The sequence below is a fragment of the uncultured Fibrobacter sp. genome (assembly GCF_900316465.1).
In the GTDB taxonomy this organism is placed as follows: domain Bacteria; phylum Fibrobacterota; class Fibrobacteria; order Fibrobacterales; family Fibrobacteraceae; genus Fibrobacter.
In genome coordinates, this window is record NZ_ONDD01000003.1 from 1 (window position 1) to 13,911 (window position 13,911).

Here is a 13,911-nt window from a genome sequence, read left to right on the forward strand (position 1 = left end):
GTGGCAGATTGATGTGCGTGCCCTTGCACGCCGCTGGTATTGTAGGGCTACGCCCGTATATGAAGAACCGCCGGCTTCGCCGGCGGGTCACTTTTTTTTGTGCCTTTAAATCACGTTAGCGATTTATCTCCAATGCGATTCCATCCGTGTGGCGATCTTTTTTAAAACTTAAAAGACCACCCTGCAGGGAGGTCTCTTTTATATTGCTGTAGAAGATTGCTTCGCTCTTTCTGAGCTCGCAAAGACGTCTATTATTATGACTTGCGGCTTATTTCTTCTTGACGGCGTTCCAGACCATGTAGCCGATGAACAGGGCGCCAAAGGCAAGGAGCGCAATAGCGAGTTCGGAATTGTACTTCTCGATGATGTCCTTCTGGCCGTGGGCGAGATAGCCGAGACCGGCGAGCACGCAGTTCCAGATGGTGGCGCCCAAGAAGGTGTAGAGTGTAAAGGGCAACAACTTCATGTTGGCGATGCCTGCCGGAATCGAAATCAGCTGACGGATCACGGTAATCAGGCGGCCCACGAAGGTCGAGATGGCACCGTGTTCGCGGAAGTAGTTCTCGGCCTTTTCAAGTTTCTGCGTGTCGAGCAGCAAGAAATGCCCCAGGCGGCTGTCGGCAAACTTGTAGATAATCGGGCGGCCCAGGAACTTGGCCAAGAAGTAGTTGATGTAGGCGCCCACGAGTGCGCCCATGCTGGCGGCCACCACGATCAGGGCGATGTTCAGGCCGGAACCGGGCTGCAAGGCCTTGTAGGCGGCGGGCGGCACCACCAGTTCCGACGGGAACGGAATGAAGGAACTTTCGATGGCCATCAGGAGCGCGATGGACCAGTAATTCAGGTGTGCGTTGTACCAATCGATAATCTGCGTATAAAGCCCTGCGGACTTTGTGGCGGGGGCGGCCTGCACGACAGAGTCGGCGGCGTCGGGGGCGGCGAATGCCGCGACTGCAAACAACGTAACGGCTGCGAGAAGCAAGAGTTTTTTATTCATAGGGGCAAATATAGAATTTGGAAAAGGTGACATCGGGAAACAAAAAAGACCTGGCGTCAGAGCCAGGTCTAATTAAAAGTGTTATCGAAGATTATCTCTTTTTCTTTTTGGCGGCGCGGGCCTTCTTGGCTTCGAGCTGCTTCTGTCTAGCCTTCTTCTTGGCTTCGAGCTTGGCAGCGCGCTTGCTTGCGGCAGCGCTGTTGTTCTGCTGCTGTGCTGCAGGCTGCTGTTCTTCGACAGATTCTTCTTCTTCGACGGCCGGTTCTTCTTCAGCCGGCTGTTCCGGTTCGCTGTAGCTTTCGCCAGTCTGGTATTCAATGATAGACTGTTCTTCGGCTGCCGGAGCTGCTGCGCCGCCGTTCTTGGCCTGCTGCAATGCGGCCTTGGCTTCTTCGACGTACTTGCCGTTCGGGAAACGCTTCAGGTAGATTTCGTAGTCCTTGAGGCGGTTGCCGGCCTTCACCAGTTCAAAGATACCGGCTTCGGCTTCGTCGCGGAATGCACCGTTCGGATTGTCGTTTAAGTAAGTGAGGTAAGCCTTGAAGGTGTTCTGGGCCTGAATAGCGCGGAACTTGTCGTATTCGCTGAGAGAGCGGAGCTTGGCTTCGACTTCGGCCCTACGCGGAGAGTCGGGGTAGTATAGCAAGAACATTTCAAGCATTTCGGGATCGTTGCTGGCCATGACCTGGTCGAAACGAGAATCTTCCTGCTTGGCCTGGTATTCCTTGATCTGCACCTTGCCGCTGTCGAGCGTGGAGTAGAGCTTTTCCTTGGTAGCGAGGTCTGCCGGGTGGCAGAAGGCCAGGAAGCTTTCAAGAACGTCGGCGAACTGCGTACGGGTGTAAGCTTCGCTCATGTCGGGGAGCTCACCGTTTTCGTCGAGGTAGAAGCGGTAGTCGCGTTCAATGGCCATGCAGTCCCAATCAGAGAGCGTGTCCTTGACTTCGCTGTACTTGCGGAGCACGTCGTCGCGGTCATGCAGGTTGTAGCGCATACGGCGGTCACGGCGGCTTTCACGGCCGAAGTCAAGCGAGATTTCTAAGCCGACGCGTACGGGCCACTTGTATTCGATCTTGTCGAACTTGAGGTCGGAGTACGGCGAGGGGCTCGGGCTGTTGTCCTTGTCGCGGGCCTTGACGTTTTCGTACGGCAGGAATTCCTTGCGGACGTTGATGCCGATCTTGAAGTCTACATCCTGGAAGAGCTCGCCAATGCGGTATTCCAAGGCGCTAGACACAAAACCCGTCTTGAGCATTTCGGTATGGGACTTGGTATTGCCTGCGTAGTCATCGTAGAACGTGAAGAACTGGAAGCCGAAGCCACCGAGCACGCGCAGGTCAAAGTCGCCGCCGAGGTTAAAGGTGAAACCAGCGAGAGCGGACGGAGCGTAACCGAGGAACCAAAGTTCGCGGTCGTTTTGTTCGCCCTTACGGTCCTTTTTGGTTTCCGTATCGTAAATCGTGTATTTGGGAGAATCCTCAATCGTTCCTATCTGGAAGGAATTGACTTCGGCACCGAGCCAAAGGGTGAACGGAATGTCCGCCTTCCAAAACGGGGTGATCAGGGGCGACCACAGGAAACCGACCGAGGCAGGAATCGTGAGAAGCTTGGTGTTGATACCATCTTCAAGCAGGGTTTTATCCTTATCGGCCTTGAATTTCAGAAATGCAGGTTCACCCTGCAAATACAGCTGGGTACGCCAGTTGATTCTTTCAAAATCGGCGGCCTGAGAAGCCGCAGCTAATAAAGTCAGTGCAAGTAACAGTTTACGCATCAGTCTAAATTTAAATTTTACTTTGAGGTTGAGTGATAAAAAAAATAAATATTAAGCTTTTTTTAATACTTTTTGCCCCATTTTAGAAGGTTAAAACGAATCCGACGCCTAGTAGAATGATGCCGGCACCCAGTAAGGAGCCTCCGACGGTCATTTTCTTGTCGCCTTTATCGACCAAGTCCTTATTTTCGGCGGCCCTGGCCTGGAAATTTTCGCCACCGGCGGCGGGGCGGTCCAGGTCCTGTTTTATCTTGTCGGCATCTTCGTAGTCGATGTTTGCAAGGTAAATAAAGAGCGTGCCTAAAAGAATCGGGGCAATTGACGAACCCATCAGGGTGCGTCCGATAAAGTCCTTCTTGCGCTCGTGCAGCCATTCCTGCTGCGAAACGAGTTCCTGCTTGTCAGAAATAGGTGTGAGTTCGATATTGACGTCGGTGAGTTCGGTGGGCGAGGTGAACACGGTAAGAGTCGTGTCGCGGTAACCGGCCTTGCGAATTTGAATGGTCGAAAGCCCTGGGTCGTAAATCGGGTACTTGCTCGGCGTGGTGCCTATGGGCTTGGACTTTTTGGTCACGGGCGTAGAACCGCCAAAGATGAATGCGCCTTCGGGATTGGAGTGAATCAAGAACTCGGGCTTTACGCGTTTGAGCTTGAGCGAAATTTTAGCCGTGTCACCCGGAATCGGCTTGATGGCGGCCTTTGCACCCCACATCTGGCGGTCAACACTCCAGTAGGCATAGACTTCGGTTTTGCTGGAATCGTCAATGACAAACGTGCAGGGGCTCTTGCATATGTCATCGTTCCCCTTGGTCATGATGTTTGCGCCATCGGGGTTTGTTTCTACGCGTAAGTAGCTCTTGCCGCTAACCACTTGTTCAACGGGAACTTGTTCGCCTTGGAGCTGGAGCACGAATCGACGGAGCTTGTCTTTAGAAAGGGCGTCACTCAGGGTCTTGATTGCAGACAAGTTTGCTTGTGCACTGTAGTCGGCCTTGGTGGAATCATCGAACAGCGAATGCGACATTTGGACAGCGATAGAGTCAGGGGTCCTGCCTGTGGTAATCCGTCCGATATAGGCAGATGCCGCTCCGTGAGCCTTCAAAAAGTCCTTGATGCAGGTGGCGTCGTTACAGAAGTCGAACTCTTGACGGTTGATAAAGGTAACGGGCGTTCCGGATTCCTTGAGCAATCGGATAATCAGGTTTTCAAGCTGCTCGGCAAGTGCAGATTCAGAATTGCGGCGTTCGAAAGAAACAAAAATATGCTGGCCTTCGACCGGTGTTTCAATAGAATGTTCGACGGTGGCAGAATCTGTTTGCGTAGATTCTTGAAGGGCGGAATCTTGGGCGATCGTATCTTGAACGGTAGTGCCCTGTACAGTGGTGTCTTGGACGCTTGCCTCAGCGGGAGCGCTTTGAGGAGCCTCTTGCGGCTGGTTCAAGAGGTCGTTGCCCTGGTCGTCGACAATGCTCTTGAAACGGTCTTTGTGAATGCGGATGACGGTGAACTTGCCTTGGATTGTTCCGCCGAGGCTTACGGTGTCGTTTTGAACACCCAGGAATTGGGCGTCTTGCTTGGCGCCTGTCACGAGTTCTACGTGGCTTGGGATCCCTTCTTCGGCCCAAATGACGCTCACCCAAAAGAGTGCAAATGTCAGTAGAATCTTTTTCATAAAGCCCTAGAATGAAAAAATGAATCCAATAGAAAGTAAAGAGACACCTGTGATGAGCGAGGCGTAGGTGAACCCCTTTGCGGTTCTTGCCTTACGCTGGTAACTCCTGAAGTCGTCGTGGGCGTCTTGATAGCGGTCTGAATCGATAGAAGAATTCTTGATGACTTTCTTGGCGTCATCGGCCTTGCCGATTTCGTAGTAAGTGATGGCGCCAGACACAAGGCTGAGTGCAAAAGGAATCAGCGAATATTTCATGAGTTCTTTGCCGAAAACCCTGCGGCTGCGCTTTGAAAGCTTGGATTCTTGTGCCTGAACGAATTCTTCGTCAAGAATGGGCTGCTGCGAAACGATGATAAACGAGGTGTCTTTGTCAGAAAGTCTCACCCGGAGAGTCGTATCCATGAATCCCGGGTTGAACAAGGATATCAGAATGTCGGTGGCGAGCGAATCGTTCGTATTGATAAAGGCTGGCGAAATATAAGTCGGTTCTTTGGATTGGTCCGGGCTCACTTCGTCGATGTAGATATCGGCGTTGTTCGGAATAGTCGAAACGTGCAGAACTTTTGATCCTGCAAAGGCGTAGCCCATCAAAGCACAGAGGAGTATGATGAATATTCTCGTCATTTAGTACTCCCTGTTCGGGAATGGTCCCGTAATTACGCGATAGCTAGACTTGTTCTCGATATACCAGTGGACATCGGGGAACTTGTTGCGGGCGTTGTCTTCGCCCAGGAATTCAATTTTGCACTTGCCGAAACAACGGGTGGAGAACGAAAGCTCCGGATTGTTGTATGTGGGTTGAATCGTGTCGAAGTCTACGACCACTTTGATTTTGGATTCGTTGATTCCGGAACCGTCGTCATAGAGCAGGAACTTGATTTCTTCTGAAATGCCGATGGTGTCATAGTATGCGGCAAGCTGCGGTGCCGTGTTGTCCTTGAATACGACAGTGTCGGTCGTGAGTACGGTGTAGGCGGGAACGTCTACAAAAAGACTTTCGCTGGCGTATTCCTTGCGGTAGGTTTCTTTTAAAAGAATCTTGAGACCAAGTTGCGGTTCGACTTTTGCGACCAGCGTGTTCGAAATTCTGTCGTTTGTCAGGGTTTCAAGGGTGTCGCCGTTGTTGGCAATCAAGTAGACTTCGGTCTGCAATATGGAGTTGTCGCGGTAGCGGTCGTAGGTCAGCGGAATCTTGATGGTCGAAGTCTCGTTTAAAATCTTTGTCGAGAAGTGGAAAATCTCGGTGGAGTCGCGGTAGACGCGGCCGCTTTTGCTTGTGACAATCATCTTGGTTCCCCAATACAGGGTGAATGAACTGTCATAGAGGTCGGCGTCTTCGACGAGGGATCCCATCAACGAACCGTCGGAATTGCAATCGATTGCGCCTAGCGGAGTGTCCCAGACGTAGTCTAGAGTGTAGGACAGGTAGACTTCGCAGCGGGCGGTTTCCCACGGGTCGATTCCCGAGACAGTCCAGCGGAGCGGTAACGACTGGTCTTCGGAGGGGTCTGCCTGGTTGTAGCCGTTGTACGGGAAATCCAGGCTGATGCTGTTGGGCGTGTTTACGTAAACTTTGAAGTTGGTTCGCAAGGTGTCGCCGAAAGTGTCGACGGTTTCAAGCGAACCGTCATAAATTCCAGGTTCGGTGAAGGTATAGCGGAAAGAATTCAAGTTGAATGTGTTTTCGCCAATTCTCCAGAGAAGCCCGCTGTAATAAGGCTGCAGAGTTTCGTCGGTGTAAATGAGTACGCCTGTAGAAAAGCCCGCGTAGAACTTGAGAGACTGCCCCTGTTCTACGTAAAGTTCGTCAACCGGATCGTAGTAGTTGGAAATGTTTCCGTTGAATCCGTCGGGCCCTGCAAAGACATATTGTTTGAGGACGTTTGCCTCATTATCAACCAAGTGCTCGTCTCCACAACCGGCTAAAACGAGGAACAGGGCTGCAAGCGATGTGCTCAGAAACTTATTCACTGAATACCTCCGGGAGTGTAGAGTTGGGACGGAGGTAGAAAGACTTTCTGTTTCTGTTGTAGCTTTGATCAACCGCGATGACGGTAATCAGCTTGTACGACCAGGACTGTGTCGATGCTTCCTTGGTAAAGGGAACGTAAAGCGTGTCGTTTGAAAACTGGATGTTGTTGATGTAGTCGTTTTCGAAGTAGACGTGAATCTTTGATGTGGTCAATTCGCCACCGTGGTCTACAACGATGAAAATCAACGTGTCTGCAATGTCAATGGTGTCGCGGTTCCAGCGTCCATATATTTGTGGCGGAATTTCATCTTGCAGAATAATCGAATCCAGTTCTAGAACTTCGCCCTCGTTTAAATCGAGCTGGAACAGTCGAGGCGTAAAATCGCTCTCTTGGTCGGTTGTGACAATAAGGTTGTAGCGCCCTTTGGCTAAAGGCTTGATGTCGAAATCGGCCGTATTCAACTTGGAGGTCGTTATGGACTTGAGGGTGTCTAGGGATTTGTCCAAAAGAAGCACTTTGAAGTTGAATGCCCCTTGTTCTGCACTCGTGCCGAGGGAACCCCTAATGGAACTTTCTCCGTTGATTCCATCGGTATAGAACGTCGACGAAAGAACCTCGTTTGATTTCTGGTCGAACTCGTTGTAGGCGGTCACGGTCCAGGTGTATTTCTGCAGGGGCGCGAGGCCTTTAAGGTAGGTGAAGTAGGCTTGTTGCAGAATGGTGTCTACAAGGACTTTATTTTCGCTGTTTTTCAGGATGAAATGTGAATAGACATCCCATAAGGAGTCGGGGTCGTTGATGTTCCATGCAAAATTGATGGCGGTGTCTGTGGCAATATTCTGGGTCTTGTTTGCCGGAATAAAATGTTCAGTGTCTACTGTCGGTGGCGTGGCGACTGTAATCGAAAGTGTGTCGCTCAAGGTGTCGCCGAAAAAGTCGACAAAGATGAAGGCGACCTTGTGTTCACCCGGGGTGTCGATGCTTTTCTTGAAACTGTATTCGCTGGCAAAGGACTTGCCGTCAATAGTCCAGTAATATTGCTTGTTTCGAATGGACTTGGACGGGTATACCGTAGTCATGAAAATGAGCGAGTCGCCTGGCTGTATGGTGTCTGCTTTTGCTTTTTTGGTGTCGGAGTCGAACGATCTTGTGACAATCGCAGAAACCTTGATTTCTTGCGTGGACTGCTCGTTGAACAGGTACTCGTCGGAATCGGTACAGGCGATAAGCGCCAGAATCAATAAACCTAGGGCGGCAAGACGTTTCATTTTGCCTCCAAGGTGTCAATGACGAAAAATTCCTGTACGGCGATAGAGTCCTTGTCGCCCAAGGAATCCATGACTAGAACGCGGAAGGTGTGGCTGCCTTCGCCAAAGCCCGATTGCATGACTTGTTGCAGTTCACCTACCTGGTATTGTATTCCGTCGATTTCGAGAATGTTTTGAAGGTCTGTGCCGTCGTCACGGTCGTATGATTCCCACGAGAATAAGAAAGGCGTATGGGTGTTACCGTACAGGGTATCGCCATCGGCGGGGATTGTTTCGGCCAAAATCTTGGGTGGATTGTTGACGTTTACCGTGAAGGTGGTTTCGAGAGAATTGCCTTCGTCGTCTTTAATGACAAGCCGGTCGGGAATGAAGTTGTTTGCCAAGAAGTTTGACGTCATGTAGTTGGTGCGGATGGTGTATGTTGCTCCGCTGTCCAGGATTTCGTCGTCGTTGTACCAGTAGTACTTGATTTTGTTTTTGTACCTGCTTGGTGTGACTTCGGCAATCAGTTCGGCTTGTTCGGTGGAATTGATCTTGATGGGCGCTTCGATCGCTTCGTCGAATTGTTTTGCGAAGACGCTCACTTTTGAAATTTTTTGAACATCGTTTGGAGCATGGGGAACATGCAGACATGCCGAAAAAAGGACGCCCGCCGCAAAAGCAAGGCTAATGTCCAAAAGGCTCCGATTGTTCTTACTCAATAAACTCACCTTGTTAAAGATAACTATATTCGTAAATATGAGTACCGAAAATTTTGAATATAAAACCGCAATGGAGCGTTTAGAGAATATCTTGGAGCGAATTGACAACTCCGAGATGGAAATCGACGAATTGGCCGGTGCGGTACAGGAAGCGACGGATTTATTGCGTAAATGCCGCCAAATTTTGCTCGCGACCGAAAAGAACGTGCAAGAAGCCCTTTCGGGCCTCGACGGCGAGACTGAAGCTGGGGCGTAAGAATGGTTGATGTTCCTGCAATGGAAGTTTTGGGGCTTACGGTCAAGTTTCCGATTCGCGGCGGAGTGCTTGGCAAGGTCCAGAAGTATTTTACGGCGGTCGAAAACGTGTCGTTTTCGATGCAGGCCGGGCAAATCCTTTCGATTGTGGGGGAGTCGGGCTGCGGTAAGTCGACTCTAGTGAAGTCGCTTGTCGGGCTTGTGCCCATGGATAGCGGCGAATTTAAGCTTTTTGGCGAAAAAGTGGTAAAAGGCCGGACTGCATCCGGAAAACGGGTCTCGGACTTGGTTCAGATGATTTTCCAGGACCCGTTCAGCAGTCTGAATCCGCGCCAGACGGTGTCTGAAATTCTGACGGCGCCGCTGGTTGCACGCGGAGTGAAGGTACTTGACGCCGAGGCGCGTGCAAGAGAGCTTTTGGAGCGCGTGTCCCTGCCGAAAGAGGCGCTCCAAAAGTTCCCCCACGAATTCTCGGGGGGCCAGCGGCAGCGCCTCTGCATCGCCCGAAGCCTCATGGTCAAACCCAAGATTCTTTTGTGCGACGAAGTCACCAGCGCCTTGGATGTGTCGGTGCAGGCTCAAATTTTGCACTTGCTCGACGACCTGCGCAATGAATTCGGACTTTCGATTGTGTTTATCAGTCACGACATGCAGGTGGTTCGCGCCCTGAGTGACGAAGTTCTAGTGATGTATTTTGGACATGTGGTGGAACGTGGTGAGGCCGACGTGGTGCTTACCAACCCGCAGCATGAGTATACTCAGAAATTATTGGCAAGTGTTCCAACTATAAGGAGAGTTCAGTTATGACAGTTGCTGAAGAATCAAAAAAATTCCATGCCGAAAATCGAGGCAATTGCGCTATGTCAGTTGCCTATGGCTATGCCATTGCAACGGGCAAGTCTGAGGCCGAGGCGCTTAAAATTGCCGATAAGTATCAGAATGCCGGTAGAGGAATCGCACCCGGCGGCGTGTGCGGTGCGCTTTATGCCGCTAAAACGCTCGTGCCCGAAAAGGCAGAGGCTATTGAAGAGACGTTCCGCCAAGGTTCGCAAAACTATACCAAGTGCGCCGAAATCCGCCCGAACAAGATTCTTCCTTGCAACCGCTGCGTAGAACTTGCGGGCGAGGCTCTCGACCTCTTGAATCCGTAATATTCTATCTTTGCGTGCGAAAAAGAGGTTTTATGTCCGCAAATCCGATTATCGTTGTAGATTACAATGCCGGCAACCTGACTTCGGTGATGAATGCTCTTGCCCACATTGGCGCAGAGGCAAAGTCTAGCCGCGATGCCGAAGAAATTGCGAAGGCAACCCGCTTGATTTTCCCGGGCGTGGGCGCTGCTGCTTCTGCCATGGAAACTCTGACGCGCACCGGTATTGGGGATGCCATTAAGGCTGTCGTAAAGGCCGGAAATCCGGTACTCGGTATTTGCATTGGCTGCCAGATTATTCTCGAAGAAAGCGAAGAAGACGGCGGCGTCAAGACTTTGGGCCTTATTCCCGGCAAGGCAGTGCGATTCAAGGACGAACCGGGCCTCAAGATTCCGCACATGGGCTGGAACCAGGTGGACTTTACGCGTGAACACCCGATTATGAAGGGTATCAAGAGCGGAAGCGATTTCTATTACGTGCATTCGTACCATCCGGTGGTGAGCGCCGAATACGCTTTCGCCGAAACGACTTACGGTTCGCAAACCTTCCAGGGAATGGTGGGCAAGGACAACTTGATTGCAACCCAGTTCCACCAGGAAAAGAGTGGAGATGTGGGCCTTGCCATGCTCAAGAATTTCTGCGATTGGAACGTCTAGTATTACTATATTGTCCCCGTAATTGGAGAAAAATATGAAAAGATCCATCGTTATCACCGGCGGCGCAGGCTTCATTGGTAGCCACGTGGTGCGCCTGTTCGTGAACAAGTATCCGGACTACAAGATTATCAACCTCGATAAGTTGACTTATGCGGGTAACCTTGCTAACCTCAAGGATATCGAAGACAAGCCGAACTACAAGTTCGTGAAGATGGATATCTGCGACTTTGACGCTTTCTACAAGCTCATGCAGGACGAAAAAGTCGATGGCATCATTCACCTGGCTGCCGAAAGCCATGTGGACCGTTCCATCAAGGACCCGTTCACCTTCGCCAAGACGAACGTGATGGGTACTTTGGCCCTGCTTCAGGCTGCAAAACTCTATTGGGAATCCTTGCCGGAAAAGTACGAAGGCAAGCGCTTCTATCATATTTCTACCGACGAAGTTTATGGCGCCCTCAAGATGAACCATCCGGAAGGCATTACGCCTCCGTTCACGACTACGGCGTCCAGTTCGGAACACCACTTGGCCTATGGCGACGACTTCTTCTACGAAACGACGAAGTACACGCCGCACAGCCCGTATTCCGCTAGTAAGGCCGGTTCCGACCACTTTGTTCGCGCCTTCCACGATACCTACGGCATGCCGACCATCGTGACGAACTGCTCCAACAACTACGGTCCGTACCAGTTCCCCGAAAAGTTGATTCCGCTCTTCATCAACAACATCCGCCACAAGAAACCGCTTCCGGTTTACGGCAAGGGCGAAAACGTGCGCGACTGGCTCTTCGTGGAAGACCATGCCCGCGCTATCGATGTGATTTTCCATAACGGCAAGATCGCCGAAACCTATAACATCGGCGGTTTCAACGAATGGAAGAACATCGACATCATTAAGGTCGTCATCAAGACTGTCGACAAACTTCTCGGCCGCGCCGAAGGCGAAGACATGAACCTCATCACCTACGTCACTGACCGTCTGGGTCACGACGCCCGCTACGCCATCGATTCCACCAAGCTCCAGAAGGAACTGGGCTGGGAACCGTCCCTGCAGTTCGAAGAAGGCATCGAAAAGACCGTGCGCTGGTACCTGGACAACCAGGAATGGCTCGACAACATCACGAGCGGCGACTACGAAAAGTATTACGAAAAAATGTACGGGAATAGATAATGGGAAAGTTTAATTTTGTAAAAACCTCTATTGAGGGTGTAACGATTGTAGAACCGACGGTCTTTGGCGACCATCGCGGCTACTTTATGGAAACCTACAACAAGGCTGAATTCGACGCTGCTGGCTTGAATATGGTTTTCGTACAAGATAACGAATCCAGAAGCAAGAAGGGTGTGCTCCGCGGCTTGCATTTCCAGAAGAAGAATCCGCAGGGTAAACTCGTTCGCGTAATCGAAGGCGAAGTCTTTGACGTGGCCGTAGACCTGCGCAAGGGTAGCCCCACGTTCGGTAAGTGGGAAGGCGTTACGCTTTCCGCCGAAAACAAGAAGCAGTTCTACATTCCCGAAGGCTTTGCCCACGGTTTTGTGGTGCTCAGCGAAACGGCAACTTTCGTGTACAAGTGCACTCGCCTTTACGACCCGAAGGACGAAGGTGGCCTCATGTGGAACGATCCCGAAATCGGCATCAAGTGGCCGGTGGGCAATGGCTTTGAACCGCTGCTTTCTGAAAAGGATACCAAGAATCCGGCTCTCAAGGATTTGGGATTCGCTTTCGAATTGTAGTCCGCCGTTGCAAGCGATATTTTGTGTTTAAAGAGTCGTCTTTGGACGGCTCTTTTTATTTTATTCTTGTCTCGGTTGTAATAATTTTTTAATTTTTAGGTGATGAAACACATTCTTGTTGTATGTACCGGTAATATTTGTCGTAGCCCCACGGGTGAATATTGCCTGAAGAAAGAATTGGGGCCAGATTTTGAAGTGATGAGTGCTGGGCTTGGTGCCTTGGTGGATCATCCGGCACATGAACTCAGCCAAAAGATTGCTCTTGAACATGGTATCGATATGAGCGCACACCGCGCTCGGCAGATTAATCTGGATATTTTGAAGTGGGCGGACCTCATCCTGGTGATGGAGAACGGCCATAAGATGGATTTGTTGCACCGTTATCCGTGGCTCGAAGGCAAGGTTTTCCGTTATGGCGAACCGCAGCGGGTGGATGTTCCTGACCCGTACCGCCGTCCCGAAAACGCTTTCGTGCTGGCGTGGAATTTCATCTCTAAACTGACCCCGTACTGGGTGGAAAAAATCAAACAAAGCGAAGGCCAGGCTTAAGCTGGCCAAAAGGGTTAATTTATGAAGAAAATGAGTTTGGGTCTTGGCCTTATTGCCGCCGCTTTCTTGAGCGGTTGCGCTCTCGGACCTCAGATGCAGATGTCTCTTCCGGGCGATTCCGCCGAATACAATGGCATGATGGTTCACATTCATGACATTGGCGAAGGTGATTTCGGCACTGCTGCGGCCAGCTCTGATAGTGCTGGTGCCAATGATTTTGGCGATTTGAAGGAATTGATGGTTGATTCCCTTCCTGAACTGGAATACCGCATTGGACCTCTGGACATGGTTCAGGTCGTGGTGTGGGAACATCCGGAACTGACTTCTCCGATGGGTCAGTACCAGCCGGCCGGCCAAAAGGTGACGACCGATGGCAAGCTTTTCTACCCCTATGCTGGTGAACTCCAGGCTGCAGGTCTTACCGCCCAGGAACTCCGCGCCGAAATCACCAAGCGCTTGTCTGACAAAATCTTGAACGATCCGCAGGTGGACGTCCGTGTGACGGGTTACCATAGCCGCAAACTGTCTGTGTCTGGCGCTGTTTCTAGACCGGGCTATGTCTCGTTCGACGAACACCCGATGACTCTTCCCGATGTGATCGCCGGTGCCGGTGGATTCTCTAAGGAAGCTGACCCGTCTTTGCTGCAGCTCCGCCGTGGCGACAAGGTCTATACCATTAACTACCTCAATGCTTTCAAGGCCAATTTGCCGCTCGAACGCATTATGGTGCAGCCCGATGACCAGATCTTCGTGCCGTCGCTCACTGAAACCCAGAAAGACCAGAAGGCCTACGTGATGGGTGAAGTCGGCAGACCGGGTATTGTCAATATCTACAATGGTAACCTGACGCTTGCCGAAGCCTTGGCTACTGCCGGTGGTCTGCAGGCTTTGAACGCCACGGCTCGCGGAATTTACGTTATCCGTAATACGTCTGAAAAGCAGATCGATGTGTTCCAGCTGAATGCAAAGAACGCTATGGCCTTGGCTATGGCTGACCGCTTCCAGCTGAATGCTCGCGATGTCGTTTACGTCGACGCTTCCGAACTCGCAACTTGGAACCGTCTCGTCAGCTTGATCTTCCCGTCTGTTAACATGGTTTACTATGGTGCTTTGGCTGCTCATGAAGTTCATGTGGTCAAGGACGACTATACCCCGGAAAAGAAGAAATAAGGTGCGATAGA

The 13,911-nt window shown here is 51.1% G+C and carries 15 protein-coding genes; 8 read left to right on the forward strand and 7 right to left on the reverse strand.

The features are described 5' to 3' along the window. Positions 1-268: 268 nt before the first annotated feature. The 7 genes from QZN53_RS01580 to QZN53_RS01610 all read right to left on the reverse strand — a co-directional run bounded on the left by QZN53_RS01580 (position 269) and on the right by QZN53_RS01610 (position 8,268). Positions 269-997 carry a DedA family protein gene (locus tag QZN53_RS01580; protein ID WP_163436993.1) on the reverse strand — a complete coding sequence of 243 codons (729 nt, stop codon included), beginning with the start codon at positions 995-997 and terminating at the stop codon, positions 269-271. A gap of 91 nt (positions 998-1,088) precedes the next feature. Then, on the reverse strand, positions 1,089-2,771 hold the full coding sequence (locus tag QZN53_RS01585; protein WP_163436994.1) for a tol-pal system YbgF family protein: 1,683 nt from the start codon (positions 2,769-2,771) through the stop codon (positions 1,089-1,091). 82 nt (positions 2,772-2,853) lie between these two features. Further along, the gene (locus QZN53_RS01590) at positions 2,854-4,443 is read right to left on the reverse strand and encodes a hypothetical protein (RefSeq protein ID WP_163436996.1); all 1,590 of its coding nucleotides are present in this window, start codon (positions 4,441-4,443) and stop codon (positions 2,854-2,856) included. A 6-nt stretch (positions 4,444-4,449) separates the two neighbouring features. Further along, a complete protein-coding gene (locus QZN53_RS01595; RefSeq protein ID WP_163436997.1) occupies positions 4,450-5,067 on the reverse strand; it encodes a hypothetical protein in 618 nt (205 codons plus the stop codon). Next, positions 5,068-6,414 (reverse strand): hypothetical protein, encoded by a 1,347-nt coding sequence (locus QZN53_RS01600; protein WP_163436999.1) that lies wholly within the window; start codon positions 6,412-6,414, stop codon positions 5,068-5,070. It lies immediately after the preceding gene. Further along, complete coding sequence (locus QZN53_RS01605; RefSeq protein WP_163437001.1) at positions 6,407-7,684, reverse strand: hypothetical protein; 1,278 nt, start codon at positions 7,682-7,684, stop codon at positions 6,407-6,409. The genes QZN53_RS01600 and QZN53_RS01605 overlap by 8 nt, the downstream gene beginning before the upstream one ends. Beyond that, positions 7,681-8,268 carry a hypothetical protein gene (locus tag QZN53_RS01610; RefSeq protein ID WP_163437003.1) on the reverse strand — a complete coding sequence of 196 codons (588 nt, stop codon included), beginning with the start codon at positions 8,266-8,268 and terminating at the stop codon, positions 7,681-7,683. Before QZN53_RS01610 ends, QZN53_RS01605 begins: the two co-directional genes overlap by 4 nt. Positions 8,269-8,422: 154 nt before the next feature. Between QZN53_RS01610 and xseB the strand changes: the two genes are divergently transcribed. The 8 genes from xseB (at position 8,423) to QZN53_RS01650 (ending at position 13,900) form a co-directional block, all read left to right on the forward strand. Next, positions 8,423-8,641, forward strand: coding sequence for an exodeoxyribonuclease VII small subunit (gene xseB / locus QZN53_RS01615; protein ID WP_163437005.1), 219 nt, complete (start codon positions 8,423-8,425; stop codon positions 8,639-8,641). A 2-nt stretch (positions 8,642-8,643) separates the two neighbouring features. Beyond that, positions 8,644-9,447, forward strand: a complete 804-nt coding sequence (locus QZN53_RS01620; RefSeq protein ID WP_163437007.1) for an ATP-binding cassette domain-containing protein — start codon at positions 8,644-8,646, stop codon at positions 9,445-9,447. Next, a complete protein-coding gene (locus tag QZN53_RS01625; protein ID WP_163437009.1) occupies positions 9,444-9,791 on the forward strand; it encodes a hypothetical protein in 348 nt (115 codons plus the stop codon). The genes QZN53_RS01620 and QZN53_RS01625 overlap by 4 nt, the downstream gene beginning before the upstream one ends. A gap of 32 nt (positions 9,792-9,823) precedes the next feature. After that, the gene (gene hisH, locus QZN53_RS01630; RefSeq protein WP_163437010.1) at positions 9,824-10,447 is read left to right on the forward strand and encodes an imidazole glycerol phosphate synthase subunit HisH; all 624 of its coding nucleotides are present in this window, start codon (positions 9,824-9,826) and stop codon (positions 10,445-10,447) included. Positions 10,448-10,481: 34 nt separating this feature from the next. Further along, positions 10,482-11,618, forward strand: a complete 1,137-nt coding sequence (locus QZN53_RS01635) for a dTDP-glucose 4,6-dehydratase (protein WP_163437012.1) — start codon at positions 10,482-10,484, stop codon at positions 11,616-11,618. Continuing rightward, the gene (gene rfbC, locus QZN53_RS01640; RefSeq protein ID WP_163437013.1) at positions 11,618-12,181 is read left to right on the forward strand and encodes a dTDP-4-dehydrorhamnose 3,5-epimerase; all 564 of its coding nucleotides are present in this window, start codon (positions 11,618-11,620) and stop codon (positions 12,179-12,181) included. Before QZN53_RS01635 ends, rfbC begins: the two co-directional genes overlap by 1 nt. A 102-nt stretch (positions 12,182-12,283) precedes the next feature. After that, positions 12,284-12,730, forward strand: coding sequence for a low molecular weight protein-tyrosine-phosphatase (locus QZN53_RS01645; RefSeq protein WP_073056816.1), 447 nt, complete (start codon positions 12,284-12,286; stop codon positions 12,728-12,730). Between the two features lie 21 nt (positions 12,731-12,751). Next, a complete protein-coding gene (locus tag QZN53_RS01650; RefSeq protein ID WP_163437014.1) occupies positions 12,752-13,900 on the forward strand; it encodes a polysaccharide biosynthesis/export family protein in 1,149 nt (382 codons plus the stop codon). Positions 13,901-13,911 lie beyond the last annotated feature (11 nt).